This window comes from Pseudomonas sp. K2I15 (assembly GCF_002204795.1).
In the GTDB taxonomy this organism is placed as follows: Bacteria; Pseudomonadota; Gammaproteobacteria; order Pseudomonadales; family Pseudomonadaceae; genus Aquipseudomonas.
On sequence record NZ_NIXO01000028.1, the window covers coordinates 13,389 to 27,879 of the forward strand.

15 protein-coding genes are annotated in these 14,491 nt (G+C 60.8%); 11 read left to right on the plus strand and 4 right to left on the minus strand.

The features are described from left to right. Positions 1–201 precede the first annotated feature (201 nt). Positions 202–807 (plus strand): TetR/AcrR family transcriptional regulator, encoded by a 606-nt coding sequence (locus CEC48_RS17585; RefSeq protein WP_088424891.1) that lies wholly within the window; start codon positions 202–204, stop codon positions 805–807. A gap of 211 nt (positions 808–1,018) precedes the next feature. After that, positions 1,019–1,477 (plus strand): transposase, encoded by a 459-nt coding sequence (locus tag CEC48_RS17590; protein ID WP_088424892.1) that lies wholly within the window; start codon positions 1,019–1,021, stop codon positions 1,475–1,477. A gap of 118 nt (positions 1,478–1,595) precedes the next feature. Here CEC48_RS17590 and CEC48_RS17595 read toward each other — a convergent pair whose 3' ends face one another. Continuing rightward, the gene (locus tag CEC48_RS17595) at positions 1,596–2,036 is read right to left on the minus strand and encodes a heme-binding protein (RefSeq protein WP_088424893.1); all 441 of its coding nucleotides are present in this window, start codon (positions 2,034–2,036) and stop codon (positions 1,596–1,598) included. A gap of 268 nt (positions 2,037–2,304) precedes the next feature. Between CEC48_RS17595 and gcl the strand changes: the two genes are divergently transcribed. The 8 genes from gcl to CEC48_RS17635 all read left to right on the plus strand — a co-directional run bounded on the left by gcl (position 2,305) and on the right by CEC48_RS17635 (position 11,775). Next, positions 2,305–4,080, plus strand: coding sequence for a glyoxylate carboligase (gene gcl / locus CEC48_RS17600; RefSeq protein ID WP_088424894.1), 1,776 nt, complete (start codon positions 2,305–2,307; stop codon positions 4,078–4,080). Between the two features lie 10 nt (positions 4,081–4,090). Then, on the plus strand, positions 4,091–4,873 hold the full coding sequence (gene hyi, locus CEC48_RS17605; RefSeq protein WP_088424895.1) for a hydroxypyruvate isomerase: 783 nt from the start codon (positions 4,091–4,093) through the stop codon (positions 4,871–4,873). Between the two features lie 176 nt (positions 4,874–5,049). After that, the gene (locus CEC48_RS17610) at positions 5,050–5,940 is read left to right on the plus strand and encodes a 2-hydroxy-3-oxopropionate reductase (protein ID WP_010166211.1); all 891 of its coding nucleotides are present in this window, start codon (positions 5,050–5,052) and stop codon (positions 5,938–5,940) included. Between the two features lie 178 nt (positions 5,941–6,118). After that, positions 6,119–7,399 (plus strand): glycerate kinase, encoded by a 1,281-nt coding sequence (locus CEC48_RS17615; protein ID WP_088424896.1) that lies wholly within the window; start codon positions 6,119–6,121, stop codon positions 7,397–7,399. After that, positions 7,389–8,804, plus strand: coding sequence for a pyruvate kinase (gene pyk, locus CEC48_RS17620; RefSeq protein WP_088424897.1), 1,416 nt, complete (start codon positions 7,389–7,391; stop codon positions 8,802–8,804). The genes CEC48_RS17615 and pyk overlap by 11 nt, the downstream gene beginning before the upstream one ends. A 129-nt stretch (positions 8,805–8,933) precedes the next feature. Continuing rightward, a complete protein-coding gene (locus tag CEC48_RS17625; protein ID WP_088424898.1) occupies positions 8,934–9,809 on the plus strand; it encodes an urea transporter in 876 nt (291 codons plus the stop codon). A 31-nt stretch (positions 9,810–9,840) separates the two neighbouring features. Continuing rightward, complete coding sequence (locus tag CEC48_RS17630; protein ID WP_088424899.1) at positions 9,841–10,665, plus strand: ion transporter; 825 nt, start codon at positions 9,841–9,843, stop codon at positions 10,663–10,665. A gap of 105 nt (positions 10,666–10,770) precedes the next feature. Beyond that, positions 10,771–11,775: a sulfate ABC transporter substrate-binding protein gene (locus CEC48_RS17635; RefSeq protein WP_088424900.1), complete on the plus strand. Its 1,005-nt coding sequence runs from the start codon at positions 10,771–10,773 to the stop codon at positions 11,773–11,775. Between the two features lie 79 nt (positions 11,776–11,854). Here CEC48_RS17635 and CEC48_RS17640 read toward each other — a convergent pair whose 3' ends face one another. Then, a complete protein-coding gene (locus CEC48_RS17640) occupies positions 11,855–12,469 on the minus strand; it encodes a DUF5666 domain-containing protein (protein WP_088424901.1) in 615 nt (204 codons plus the stop codon). Between the two features lie 178 nt (positions 12,470–12,647). On the opposite strand from CEC48_RS17640, the gene CEC48_RS17645 reads away from it, so the two are divergent. Beyond that, positions 12,648–13,844: an MFS transporter gene (locus tag CEC48_RS17645; RefSeq protein ID WP_088424902.1), complete on the plus strand. Its 1,197-nt coding sequence runs from the start codon at positions 12,648–12,650 to the stop codon at positions 13,842–13,844. Here CEC48_RS17645 and CEC48_RS17650 read toward each other — a convergent pair whose 3' ends face one another. Both CEC48_RS17650 and CEC48_RS17655 read right to left on the minus strand, forming a co-directional pair. Next, on the minus strand, positions 13,845–14,249 hold the full coding sequence (locus CEC48_RS17650; RefSeq protein ID WP_010166194.1) for a type II toxin-antitoxin system HicB family antitoxin: 405 nt from the start codon (positions 14,247–14,249) through the stop codon (positions 13,845–13,847). Between the two features lie 21 nt (positions 14,250–14,270). Continuing rightward, positions 14,271–14,459 carry a type II toxin-antitoxin system HicA family toxin gene (locus tag CEC48_RS17655; protein WP_003210604.1) on the minus strand — a complete coding sequence of 63 codons (189 nt, stop codon included), beginning with the start codon at positions 14,457–14,459 and terminating at the stop codon, positions 14,271–14,273. Between the last annotated feature and the right edge of the window lie 32 nt (positions 14,460–14,491).

The following is a 14,491-nucleotide window of genomic DNA, read 5'->3' on the forward strand; positions in this document are numbered from 1 at the left end:
AGGCCTATCGCCTGTTCGCTGACTCAACTCTAGCAGCGCGCTCGGGCTGTGCCTGTACGACCATGAATGTGTTCAGCATCAAGACAGACAAAGTCAGCTGGGCGTCCCGTAACGCAAGGGCTGCAGCGCGATTCTTGAGCCCCGCGCAAAGCCGGTGCTACCATGCCCGACCGCCTGTCTTGGCAAGGAATGACTTGGTCTATGAGCACCATTCGCGAGCGCAACAGAGAACTGATCCTGCGGGCTGCCAGTGAGGAGTTTGCCGACAAGGGCTTCGCCGCGACCAAAACCAGCGACATCGCCGCCAAGGCCGGGCTGCCCAAGCCCAACGTTTACTACTACTTCAAGTCCAAGGACAACCTCTACCGCGAGGTGCTCGAAAGCATTATCGAGCCGATTTTGGCGGCGTCCACGCCGTTCAATCCCGAGGGCGACCCTTCGGCCGTGCTGAGCGGGTACATCCGCTCGAAAATCTGCATCTCCCGGGATTTGCCGTTTGCCTCGAAAGTATTTGCCAGTGAAATCATGCACGGCGCTCCGCATTTGAGCGCTGAGCAGGTGGAACAGCTGAATGCCCAGGCCAAGCACAACATCGACTGCATTCAGAGTTGGGTGGACCGGGGGCTGATTGCGGCGATTGACCCGCATCATCTGATGTTCAGTATCTGGGCGGCAACGCAGACTTATGCGGATTTTGATTGGCAGATTTCAGCAGTGACCGGCAAGGCCAAGCTGGATGAGGCGGATTATGAGGCGGCGGCGCAGACGATTATTCGGTTGGTGCTTAAAGGGTGTGAGCCGGACTGATAGACCGTGGTGTCTTCAAGATTCGCGAGCAAGCCCGCTCCCACATTTGGATTTGTGCCAGACATAAATTGTTTAAACGCCGCAGATCCAATGTGGGAGCGGGCTTGCTCGCGAAAGCGCCCTCCCAGACACATCCTGCACAAAGCCAAACCATCATCTCCAGATTCCCCGATCTAGCCTCTCAGAACCCCACCTGAAGAGAGGCAAAGGAATGCCTGATCCAGCGGCTTCACATCGCCTGCGTATCGGGCGATTCAGCGAATCCAACCGTATTTACCTGATCACCACCAATACCCACGAACGTGTGCCAATCTTCAGTGACTTTTACCTGGGTCGGCTGGTGGTCTGGCAATTCCGGCTCGCCCAATACCAAGGGTTGGCGAACTCCCTGGCCTGGGTGGTCATGCCCGACCACTTTCACTGGTTGATTGAGCTGAAAAAAGGCTCATTGGGAGACCTGATGTGCCAGGTGAAGTCCAAAAGCACTCGAACCGTTAATGGCGCTACCGGCCGTAAGGGTCGGCTTTGGCAAACCAGTTTTCATGATCGTGCACTGCGCAAGGACGATGACTTGGTGAAGATGGCTCGGTATGTCGTGGCCAACCCGCTAAGAGCCGGGTTGGTGAAGCGGATTGGCGACTATCCCTTGTGGGATGCGGTTTGGGTTTAAGCCCGGGACCGAGTTGCCCCTTTCGCGAGCAAGCCCGCTCCCACATTTTTGACCGCGTTCACAAATCAAAATGTGGGAGCGGGCTTGCTCGCGAAGAGGCCATCCCAGTCACCTCAAATCAAGCTGACACCCCAGCATCCGCCCACAACCCCTGCCCCTCGATCGCACTGATCGCACACTGCTCATCAATATCCGACGTATCCCCACTGATCCCGATCGCCCCCAGCACCCGCCCATCCTGATCCCTAATCAACACCCCGCCCGGTGCCGGCACCACACTGCCCTGCCCCAAGCTGTTCAATGCCGCAATAAACGCCGGCCGCTGCTGCGCGTCCAGCGCCAGCAATCGCGAGCCCTTGCCCAGGGCAATCGCGCCCCAGGCCTTGCCAATCGCGATCTGCGGGCGCAACAGGCTAGCGCCATCTTCGCGTTGCAACGTAATCAAGTGCCCGCCGCTATCGAGTACCGCGATGGTCAGCGGCGCTGCCGAAATGGTGCGGCCTGCCGCAATGGCGTGACCGGCCAGGTTGACTGCGACTTTCAAGGTTAAAGCGCTCATGGGTGCCGTCCTTATCTTGTTATGTGGAAAGCCGTGGGGCTCTGTTTGATCAGAAACCGGATCCAACAAATAGAACACAATATATTTATTTTTTGTATACAATATTTCTAAACATACGCACCACACGTCGAAATATTCCTGTCCAGAAGCCTTCCGACGAACGTAAAGGTCACCCGAGAAAATGGATTGACCTGCCCCGCTCGCCGTGAATACACTTCGGACCAACACCACTTGTATACAATTACAAAACGCAAGAGGCACCAAAACCATGAGCAAAATGAGAGCAATCGAAGCCGCTGTCCTGGTGATGCGCCGTGAAGGGGTCGACACCGCCTTCGGTATCCCGGGCGCCGCGATCAACCCGCTGTATTCGGCCTTGCAGAAGGTCGGTGGCATCGATCACGTCCTTGCTCGCCACGTTGAAGGCGCCTCGCACATGGCCGAGGGCTACACCCGCACCAAGGCCGGCAATATCGGCGTGTGCATCGGCACTTCGGGCCCGGCGGGCACCGACATGGTCACCGGCCTGTACAGCGCCTGGGCCGACTCGATACCGATCCTGTGCATCACCGGCCAGGCGCCGCGGGCACGGATGCATAAAGAAGACTTCCAGGCCGTCGACATCACCAGCATCGTCAAGCCGGTGACCAAGTGGGCAACCATGGTGATGGAGCCCGGCCAGGTGCCGTATGCCTTCCAGAAAGCCTTCTATGAAATGCGCTCCGGCCGCCCTGGCCCGGTGCTGATCGACCTGCCGTTCGACGTGCAAATGGCCGAGATCGAATTCGACATCGACGCCTACCAGCCACTGCCCTTGGCCAAGCCTTTGGCGACCCGCATCCAGGTGGAAAAAGCCCTGGCCCTGCTGGACCAGGCTGAACGCCCCTTGCTGGTGAGCGGTGGCGGCGTGATCAACGCCGACGCCAGCGAACTGCTGGTGGAGTTCGCCGAATTGACCGGCATCCCGGTGATCCCGACCCTGATGGGCTGGGGCACGATCCCGGACGATCACCCGCAGATGGTGGGCATGGTCGGCCTGCAAACGTCCCACCGTTATGGCAACGCGACGATGCTCAAATCGGACGTGGTGCTGGGCATCGGCAACCGCTGGGCCAACCGTCATACCGGTTCGGTGGAGGTGTACACCGAAGGCCGCAAATTCATTCACGTGGACATCGAACCGACGCAAATCGGCCGCGTGTTTACGCCGGACCTGGGCATCGTTTCCGACGCTGGTTCCGCCCTGACGATGTTCATTGAAGTGGCCCGCGAATGGAAAGCCGCAGGCCTGCTCAAGGACCGCAGCGCCTGGCTCCACGATTGCCAGCAGCGCAAGGCCACCCTGCACCGCAAGACCCACTTCGACAACGTGCCGGTCAAGCCGCAACGCGTATACGAAGAGATGAACCAGGTGTTCGGCAAAGACACCTGCTACGTCAGCACCATCGGCCTGTCGCAGATTGCCGGCGCGCAGTTCCTGCACGTCTATAAGCCACGCCACTGGATCAACTGCGGCCAGGCAGGCCCCTTGGGCTGGACCATTCCGGCGGCGCTGGGCGTGGTCAAGGCAGACCCGACCCGCAAAGTTGTCGCACTGTCGGGCGACTATGACTTCCAGTTCATGATCGAAGAGCTGGCCGTGGGCGCGCAGTTCAAGCTGCCGTACATCCACGTGGTGGTGAACAACTCCTACCTGGGGCTGATCCGCCAGGCCCAACGCGGGTTTGAGATGGACTACTGCGTGCAGCTGTCCTTCGACAACCTCAATGCGCCGGAACTCAACGGTTATGGCGTCGACCACGTGGCCGTCGCCGAAGGCCTGGGCTGCAAGGCCCTGCGGGTATTCGAACCGGGTCAAATCCAGCCTGCACTGCGCAAGGCTCAGGAGATGATCGAAGAATTCAAGGTGCCGGTGATCGTTGAAATCATTCTGGAGCGGGTGACCAATATTTCCATGGGCACCGAGATCAACGCCGTCAACGAATTCGAAGATCTGGCACTGGTGGGCAACGACGCACCGACTGCCATCTCACTGCTCGATTAAGGAGAACCCCATGCCGCGTTTTGCCGCCAACCTGTCCATGCTGTTTACCGAACAGGACTTTCTTGCCCGTTTCAAAGCCGCCGCCGACGCGGGCTTCAGTGGTGTGGAATACCTGTTTCCCTATGAGTTCAGCTCGGCTGAAATCAAGGCGCAACTCGATGCCCACGACCTGACCCAAGTGCTGTTCAACCTGCCGGCCGGTGACTGGGCCAAGGGCGAACGCGGCCTGGCCTGCCACCCGGACCGGGTCGAGGAATTTCGCGCCGGGGTCACCCTGGCCATCGCCTACGCCCAGGTGCTGGGCAACACCCAGATCAACTGCCTGGCGGGGATTCGTCCTGCCGGTGTGGATGACGCCACCCTGGAAAAAACCTTCGTCGCCAACCTCAAGTACGCTGCCGACAAGCTGCAAGCGGTGGGCATCCGGCTGGTGATGGAAGCCATCAACACCCGCGACATTCCGGGCTTCTACCTGAACAACACGGCGCAGGCCCTGTCGATTCGCGAGCAGGTGGGCAGTGCCAACCTGTTCCTGCAATACGACATCTATCACATGCAAATCATGGAAGGCGACCTCGCCCGCACCATGGCCTCCCACCTGGATGAGATCAACCACATCCAGCTGGCAGACAACCCGGGGCGCAACGAGCCGGGCACCGGTGAGATCAACTACCGCTTCCTGTTCGAACACTTGGACCGCATTGGTTACCAGGGTTGGGTCGGCTGTGAGTACAAGCCGTTGACCACCACCGAAGCCGGGCTGGGATGGCTCAAAAGCCACAACGCGATCTAACTGAACAAACACAGCACCCCATGTGAGAGCGGGCTTGCTCGCGAAAGCGGTGGATCAGTCGACATCAATGCTGAATGTCGGACCCCATTCGCGAGCAAGCCCGCTCCCTCAGTGGATCGCCTGTGTTTAGCAGGCCGCGCCAGGCCTGCACACCTAACAATAAGAGGATTTTCGTCATGGCTAAAATCGGATTTATCGGCACCGGCATCATGGGCCAACCCATGGCCGCCAACCTGCAAAAGGCCGGTCACCAACTGTTCCTTTCAGAGCATCACGGCAAGGCCCCGGCTGAGCTGATCAACGCTGGCGCGGTGGCCCTGGCCAACCCGCAGCAAGTGGCCCAGGAAGCCGAATTCATCATCGTCATGGTGCCCGACACCCCGCAGGTCGACGATGTACTGTTCCGCGCCGACGGCGTTGCCGCAGGCCTGGGGCCGAATAAAGTGGTGATCGACATGAGTTCGATCTCGCCCACCGCCACCAAGGCCTTCGCTGCGAAGATCAACGAGACCGGCGCGCGCTACCTCGACGCCCCGGTGTCCGGTGGTGAAGTCGGCGCCAAGGCCGGCACCCTGAGCATCATGATCGGCGGCGACCCGCACACCTTCGAACGCGCCCTGCCGCTGTTCCAGGCCATGGGCAAGAACATCACCCTGGTGGGCGGTAACGGCGATGGCCAGACCGCCAAGGTGGCGAACCAGATCATCGTTGCATTGAACATCCAGGCGGTGGCCGAAGCGCTGCTGTTCGCCTCGAAAAACGGCGCCGACCCGGCCAAGGTGCGTGAAGCGCTGATGGGTGGTTTTGCCTCCTCGAAAATCCTCGAAGTGCATGGTGAGCGGATGATCAAGGGCACCTTCGATCCGGGCTTTCGCATCAACCTGCACCAGAAGGATTTGAACCTGGCACTGGCCGGTGCCAAGGAGCTGGGGATCAACCTGCCGAACACCGCCGGCACCCAACAGGTGTTCAGCACCTGCACGGCGATCGGTGGCGGTAACTGGGACCACTCGGCGCTGATCAAGGGCCTGGAACATATGGCGAATTTTTCGATTCGCGATAAATAACAGCCTTTGAAATGCGATCGAATGTGGGAGCGGGCTTGCTCGCGAAAGCGGTGTATCAGTCAGCATGGATGTCGAAGGGTAGACCGCTTTCGCGAGCAAGCCCGCTCCCACATTTTTGACCGCGTTTCACATCGAATTTGATGCACCCCTAATAACAAGAATCCCCGGGAGCCCGCTTATGTCGGTCGATCCGCAACACCTGCTTCGCGAGCTGTTTGCCACAGCCATCGACGCCGCCCACCCCCGGCAAGTCCTCGAACCCTATCTGCCCGCCGACCGCAGCGGCCGTGTCATCGTGATCGGTGCCGGCAAAGCCGCCGCCGCCATGGCGCTGGTGGTGGAAAACTGCTGGCAAGGCGAAGTCACCGGCCTGGTGGTCACCCGCTACGGCCACGGCGCCCCCTGCAAGAAAATCGAAGTGGTCGAAGCCGCGCACCCGGTGCCGGATGCCGCAGGCCAGGCCGTGGCCAAGCGTGTGCTGGAGCTGATCAGCAACCTGGGCGAAGACGACCGCGTGATCTTCCTGCTCTCCGGCGGCGGCTCTGCGTTGCTCGCCCTGCCGGCCGCTGGCATCACCCTGGCGGACAAGCAAGCGATCAACAAAGCCCTGCTCAAATCCGGCGCCACCATTGGCGAGATGAACTGCGTGCGCAAGCACCTCTCGGCAATCAAGGGTGGCCGCCTCGCCCGGGCAAGCTGGCCGGCCACGGTCTACACCTATGCGATTTCCGATGTGCCGGGCGACCAGGCCACGGTCATCGCTTCGGGCCCTACCGTTGGCGACCCGAGCACTTCGCAACAGGCGTTGGCGATCCTCAAGCGCTACCAGATTGAAACCCCGGCGTCGGTCCGCACCTGGCTGCAAAGCCCGGAGTCGGAAACTGTCAAACCTGGCGACCCGGTCCTCGCCCGCAGCCATTTCCAGCTGATCGCGCGCCCGCAGCAATCCCTGGAAGCTGTGGCGGTAAAAGTCCGTCAGGCAGGTTTCAGCCCGCTGATCCTCGGCGACCTGGAAGGCGAAGCGCGGGACGTGGCCAAGGTGCACGCCGGTATTGCCCGGCAAATCATCCAGCATGGCCAGCCGTTGGCGGCGCCTTGCGTGATCATCTCCGGCGGTGAAACCACCGTCACCGTGCGCGGCAATGGCCGTGGCGGGCGCAATGCCGAATTCCTGCTGAGCCTCACCGACAGCCTCAAGGGCCTGCCCGGCGTCTACGCCCTGGCGGGTGACACCGACGGCATCGACGGCTCCGAAGACAACGCCGGCGCGATCATGACGCCCACCAGCTACGCCCGCGCCGAAGCCCTGGGTTTGAGCGCCAGCGACGAGTTGGACAACAACAATGGCTACGGTTATTTCGCCGCGCTCGACGGCTTGATCATCACCGAGCCGACCCGCACCAACGTCAACGATTTTCGCGCCATTGTGATCCTGGAGAGCCCTGAACATGACGCCTGACAAGAAGGTCAAAATCCTCGCCACGCTCGGCCCGGCCACCGACAGCATCGACGACATCCGCGAGCTGGTGGAAGCCGGGGTGAACATTTTTCGCCTGAACTTCAGCCATGGTGATCACGCCGACCACGCACAGCGTTACCAGTGGATTCGCCAAGTGGAGCGCCAACTGAATTACCCCCTCGGCATCCTGATGGACCTGCAAGGGCCGAAGCTGCGGGTCGGGCGTTTTTCCGAGGGCAAGGTGCAACTGATTCGCGGCCAGGCCCTGCGCCTGGACCTGGACCCAACGCCCGGTGACCAGCGGCGGGTCAACCTGCCGCACCCGGAAATCATCGCGGCCCTGAAGCCTGGCATGGACCTGTTGCTGGACGACGGCAAACTGCGCCTGCGGGTGATCACCAAGCACGCCGATGCCATCGACACCACCGTGCTCAATGGCGGCGAACTGTCGGACCGCAAAGGCGTGAACGTGCCCCAGGCGTTGCTGGAACTCAGCCCGCTGACCGCCAAGGACCGCCGCGACCTGAGCTTCGGCCTGGAACTGGGTGTGGATTGGGTGGCGCTGTCGTTTGTGCAGCGCCCGGAAGATATTCGCGAAGCCCGCGAATTGATCGGCGACAAAGCGTTCCTGATGGCCAAGATCGAGAAGCCGTCGGCGGTGAAGCGCCTTCAGGAAATCGCCAAGCTGAGCGACGCGATCATGGTCGCCAGAGGGGACCTGGGGGTGGAAGTGCCGGCGGAAAGCGTGCCGCAAATCCAGAAGGACATCATTGGGATTTGCCGTCAGTTGGGTAAACCGGTGGTGGTGGCCACGCAGATGCTCGAATCCATGCGTTTCTCCCCGGCGCCGACCCGTGCCGAAGTCACTGATGTTGCCAATGCGGTGGCCGAAGGTGCGGATGCGGTGATGCTGTCGGCGGAAACCGCTTCCGGCGAATACCCGCTGGAAGCTGTGTTGATGATGAGCAAGATCATTCGCCAGGTGGAAAACGGCCCGGATTACCAGGCTCAACTGGACGTCAGCCGACCCAAGGCGGATGCCACGGTGTCGGACGCCATCAGCTGCGCGATTCGCCGTATCAGCAGCATTTTGCCGGTGGCGGTGTTGGTGAACTACAGCGAGTCCGGCACCTCAAGCCTTCGGGCGGCGCGGGAACGGCCGACGGTGCCGATCCTGAACCTGACGCCGAACCTGTCCACGGCGCGGCGCTTGAGCGTGGCGTGGGGCGTGCATTCGGTGGTGAATGATCGGCTGCGGCAGGTGGATGAGGTGTGTTCCACGGCGCTGGAGATAGCCCAGGCACAAGGTATGGCGCAGCGTGGGGATACATTAGTGATCACCGCGGGAGTGCCGTTCGGCCAGCCGGGATCGACCAATTCGCTGCGCATCGAGACATTGATCTAATCCCCTGTGGCGAGGGAGCTTGCTCCCGCTGGACTGCGCAGCAGGCCCATCTTTTGGGGCCGCTGCGCGCCCCAGCGGGAGCAAGCTCCCTCGCCACAAGATTCGGCTCCTTCCTGCAGATTATTGCTCATGCACAACACACCCTGCCCCGACTGGGCCGAAGCCCTGCTCAACGGCTTCAGCCAGATTTTCCTCCAGCGCCACCCGCTGTGTGGCTTGCTGTGCCTGATGGCGATCCTTGTCGGCGCCCCGGCCCTGCTCGGCGGTGCACTGCTGGGCGGTGTCGCCGGTTTGCTCACCGCCCAACGCCGCGGCTATCCCAAGCCCGAGCGCCAGGCCGGTCTTTATAGCTACAACGGCGTGCTGCTCGGTTTGCTGATCAGCCAGCACTTCACCTGGTCTGCACTGTTACCGCCGTTGATCCTTGCGTGCGGCGGCCTCAGCGCGATCCTCACCCGCCAGTGGCTCAAACGCGCCGCCAACCCCGATGACCTGCCCGCCTACACCGCACCGTTTGTCGTGCTCGGCTGGCTGCTGCTCGGCACCCCCTCGCCCGTCGCCTTCGCCGCCAGCGAACCCGGCACCTGGGCGCTACTCTGCGCGCCGTTTAAAGGCCTCGCCCAAGTCATCCTGCTGAACCAACCCCTGGCCGGCTTGTTGATCGCCCTCGGCCTGCTGCTTGCCAGCCGCCGCGCCGCATTGTGGGCACTGGCCGGCGCCAGCCTCGGTATGCTGATCGCCCTGTGTATGGACGAACCCGCCAGCGCCCTGCTCGGCCTGCACAGCTATAACCCGGCACTGGCCGCCCTGGCCCTCAGCCAGAATCGCCGCCAACCCTGGCTGCCGCTGATCGGCATCCTCCTGGCGATCATCCTCACACCGGGCTTCACCGGCCTGAACCTGCCCGCGCTGACCGCACCGTTTATCCTCGCCGTCTGGCTGGTGCGCGCCAGTCACCGGGTGGTGCACAAAGCCCGCATGGACAGCCCGTTCGAATCCCCCTAGGCTTCGCTGATCTTCGATTCAGGCGACTTCCATGGACAGAAACAAGCACTGGCGTGAACGTCTCTACGTCATGGTTTTTCAAAGCGACACCCCGGCCGGCCGACGCTTCGACAGCACCCTGCTGCTGATCATCCTCGCGAGCCTTGTGATCGTGATCCTCGACAGTATCCAGGCGGTGCACGACAACTACGCGGGCGTGCTGGCCTATATCGAGTGGGGCTTCACCATCATCTTCGCGATCGAGTACGGCCTGCGGCTGTATTGCTCGCCCAAGCCGTTGCGCTATGCCTTCAGCTTTTATGGGCTGGTGGATTTGCTGGCGATCGTGCCCGGGATCCTGGCGCTGTATTACAGCGACGCGCAGTACCTGCTGATCATCCGGATCATCCGGATGCTGCGGATCTTCCGAGTGCTCAAGCTCGGCCCGTATCTTAAGCAAGCCAACTACCTGATGTCGGCGCTGCGGGGCAGCAAGCAGAAGATCGTGGTGTTCTTGCTCAGCGTCTGCACCCTGGTCACGGTGTTCGGCACCTTGATGTACGTGATCGAAGGCCCGGAACATGGCTTTACCAGCATTCCCAAGGGCATTTATTGGGCGATCGTGACCCTGACCACCGTGGGCTTTGGCGATATCGTGCCGAAGACCCCGCTGGGCCAGGTGATTTCGTCGCTGGTGATGATCACCGGTTACTCGATCATCGCGGTGCCCACCGGGATCTTCACCGCCGAACTGGCCAACGCCATGCGCGGCGAACAGCTGCAAACGGATTGCCCGGTGTGCAAGAAAAACAGCCATGAGCCCAATGCGGCGTTTTGCTCGCGGTGCGGCAATGGGCTTTTCAAGAAAGTGGAATAAGCAAAGTTCTTTTTAATCTTTAAGCGACTATCCGCCCCCCGTTATAGTCGCTGGCATATTGCCCTTATGTATTTCAAAACCTTCTCGAACAACAAGGAATGAGCAGTGAAAAAACTCGTTAGCGCCTCTCTCCTGGCCGCCGGCCTCGCACTGGCTGGCGTCGTCCAGGCCGCCCCGGTCACTCTGCTCAACGTCTCGTACGACGTGATGCGCGACTTCTACAAAGACTACAACGCAGCCTTCCAGAAGCACTGGGCCGCCGAACATCCAGACGACAAGCTGACCCTGCAGATGTCGTTCGGCGGTTCGAGCAAACAAGCACGCTCGGTGATCGACGGCCTGCCGGCTGACGTGATCACCATGAACATGGCCACCGACATCAACGCCCTGGCAGACAACGGCAAACTGGTGCCGGACAACTGGGTCACCCGCCTGCCGAACAACAGCGCGCCGTTCACCTCGGCCACTGTGTTCATCGTGCGCAAGGGCAACCCGAAAGCCCTGAAAGACTGGCCGGATTTGCTCAAGGATGGCGTGCAGGTCATCGTGCCGAACCCGAAAACCTCGGGTAACGGCCGCTACACCTACCTGTCGGCCTGGGGCTATGTGCTGAAAAACGGCGGCGACGAGAACAAGGCCAAGAAGTTTGTCGGCGACCTGTTCAAACACGCGCCGGTGCTGGACACCGGTGGCCGTGCGGCTACCACCACGTTCATGACCAACCAGATCGGCGACGTGCTGGTGACGTTTGAAAACGAAGCCGAAATGATCGCCCGTGAATTCGGCCGTGATCAGTTCGAAGTGATCTACCCAAGCGTTTCCGCTGAAGCGGAGCCACCGGTGTCTGTGGTCGACAAAGTGGTCGAGAAGAAAGGCACCCGCGTGGCTGCCGAGGAATACCTGAAGTACCTGTGGTCGCCAGAAGGCCAGGAAATTGCTGCCAACAACTACCTGCGTCCACGTGACCCGAAAGTGCTGGCCAAGTACACCGACCGTTTCCCGAAAGTCGACTTCCTGTCGGTAGAGAAGACCTTTGGTGACTGGCGCACCGTGCAGAAGACCCACTTCAATGATGGTGGGGTTTTTGACCAGATCTACAGCGGGCAGTAAACAAATCTGACTGAATAAACCCGGTCAAAAATGTGGGAGCGGGCTTGCTCGCTCCCACATTTGTTTCAGTGTTCAGCTGTTACATCGGCGGTGTGACGCCATCCTTGCCGGCAGAAATCGCCTGGGCCGTGATGCTCCCATCCGCGCCCTTCGCCGCAAACATCACCACTTTTACCCCCGGTTTCAGCAAGCTGCGATCACCCGGTTCCAGGTTGACGATCGGTACATCCTCCGGCACCACGATCTTCTGCTCGCCACCCTTGTACTTCACCGTCAACGTCCGGCCATTACTCACCACCAGGTCACCCACGGTGCCATTGGTCATGCTGCTGCCTTCCTTCAGGTCGAACGCACGATGCCCGTCGCCTGTACCGGCCATGGCCGGTGGGAACACATGCACTTCCAGGGCGGTCAGCGAACCATCCGCATTCGGCATGGCCGCCGAACCGATGTAACTGCCAGGCTTGATGTCTTCAATCTTGGCCAGGGTGACGGCGCGAACCAACGTGTCTTTGGTCAGGTGCACGGTAACGTCTTCACCGCTGTTGACCTTGACGTGCATCGCGTCGCCGTCCATCGCGGTAATCGCACCCCGCACACCCACGCGCGGGGCATCCTGGGCCTGGGCGATGCCCGCGGTCATCAGCGCGGCCAGGCTTGAGGCCAAGAGCACCTTGTTGAATGTCATCTTCATGGCAGTCGTTTTCCTGTTTATGCAGTTGTGACTGAATGTATCATCGACCTTCTGCCCGAAAGTTAACGTTTCAGTCATTAATTCCCGGCATGAGTGTTATCACCGTAAACGGCCTACTCCCGCCCAGGCCCAATCATTATTCTCGCTCGCCTCTTCCCTTCGTTTTTATGAGAACGCCATGAACGCCACGCCCCACGCTACAAGCACCATGACCCGAGGCATGGTGATGCTGTTTGCGTTCTGTTGCGGCGCCATCGTCGCCAACATCTACTACGCGCAACCGATCATCGAACTGATCGCCCCGGACATCGGCCTCACCCCGGCCATGGCCAGCCTGATCGTGTCCCTGACCCAGATCGGCTACGCCCTGGGCCTGTTTTTCCTGGTGCCGCTGGGCGACCTGCTGGAAAACCGCCGGCTGATGATCATCACCACCGTGGTGGCCATCGCCAGCCTGCTGGGTGCCGCGTTCACCGAACAGCCGAACCTGTTCCTGCTGGTGTCGCTGCTGATCGGCTTCAGCTCGGTGTCGGTACAAATCCTGATTCCGCTGGCGGCGCACCTGGCGCCGGCAGAATCCCGTGGCCGCGTGGTCGGCAGCATCATGGGTGGTTTGCTGCTGGGTATCCTGCTGGCCCGGCCTGTGTCCAGCGTAGTGGCTGACCACTTCGGCTGGCGCGCAATGTTCATGGCCGCTGCAGCACTGATGGCGTTTATCAGCGTGGTACTGATGCTGACCATCCCCAAACGCCAACCGGATCACGCCGCCAGCTATGGCCAGTTGCTCGGCTCGCTGGGCACTTTGCTGCGCCGCCAGCCGCTGTTGCGCCAGCGGGCGTTTTACCAGGGTTGCATGTTCGCCACCTTCAGCCTGTTCTGGACCGCCGCCCCGCTGGAGTTGTCCCGCAACCATGGCCTGACCCAAAGCCAGATCGCCCTGTTTGCCCTGGTCGGTGCCCTTGGCGCCATCGCCGCGCCCATTGCCGGGCGCCTGGCGGATGCCGGCCACACCCACCGCGCCTCACTGCTGGCAATGTTGTTTGCTGCGCTGAGCTTCCTGCCGGCCTTCGTGCACCCGCTGTACAGCGTGATTGGCCTGGCGGTGACGGGTGTGGTCCTGGACTTCTGCGTGCAGATGAACATGGTCCTCGGCCAACGCGCCATCTACGCTCTCGACGCCAATAGCCGCAGCCGCCTGAACGCGCTGTACATGACCAGCATCTTCATCGGCGGCGCCTTCGGCTCGGCGATTGCCAGCAGCGTGTACGAGCACGGCGGCTGGCTGGGAGTGATGCTGGTGGGCAGCGCATTCCCGCTGGTGGCGTTGTTGCGGTTCTTGAGTGCATCGCGGCAAGTAGCGGTAGCGACCGCCTAGTTACAACCGCACCAACTTCTCCAAAGCCGCATCGGCCAGAAATGACGAGCGGCTTTTCACTTTGTGTTCACGCACATAACGATCGATGCGCTGGATCACATAGCCGGGCAAGGTCACATTGACCTTCTCGGTCTTGCCCAGATACGGCGAGATATCGAGCTCCAACATCCCCCAACCCATCCCGGCGTATTCCTCATTATCGTGGTGGGCGGCCACCGACGTTGGCATCGGAATCACCCGGCCTTCTGCCGCAATCTCTTGCAGCATGATGTGCGCGACCTCAACGGCGGCGTTATATGCCTCTTCAAAGCTGTCCCCGGCGGTGACCGCACCAGGAATATCGGGGATCTGAATACCGGTGGCGACAAAGTCATCGCCCCATTCGATACAGATTGGGTATTGCATGGAAAATCTCCTTAAACCGTCCTAAAACGAAAACAGCCCGGCACGTTTCCGGATACTTCGTACGGTGCCCTGGGGCAGATCCTTCTTGGGATGGGGCACCGGTATCGTGTACGGGTTATAGCGGTGGGTGAAAATGTGATGGCTGCCCGTCACCCGATCCAGCACCCACCCTGCCTCTTGCAGCTCTTTGATCAATAGCCTGCTTTGCACCACAGCCTCCTTGCTCCGGCATAAATAAAAGT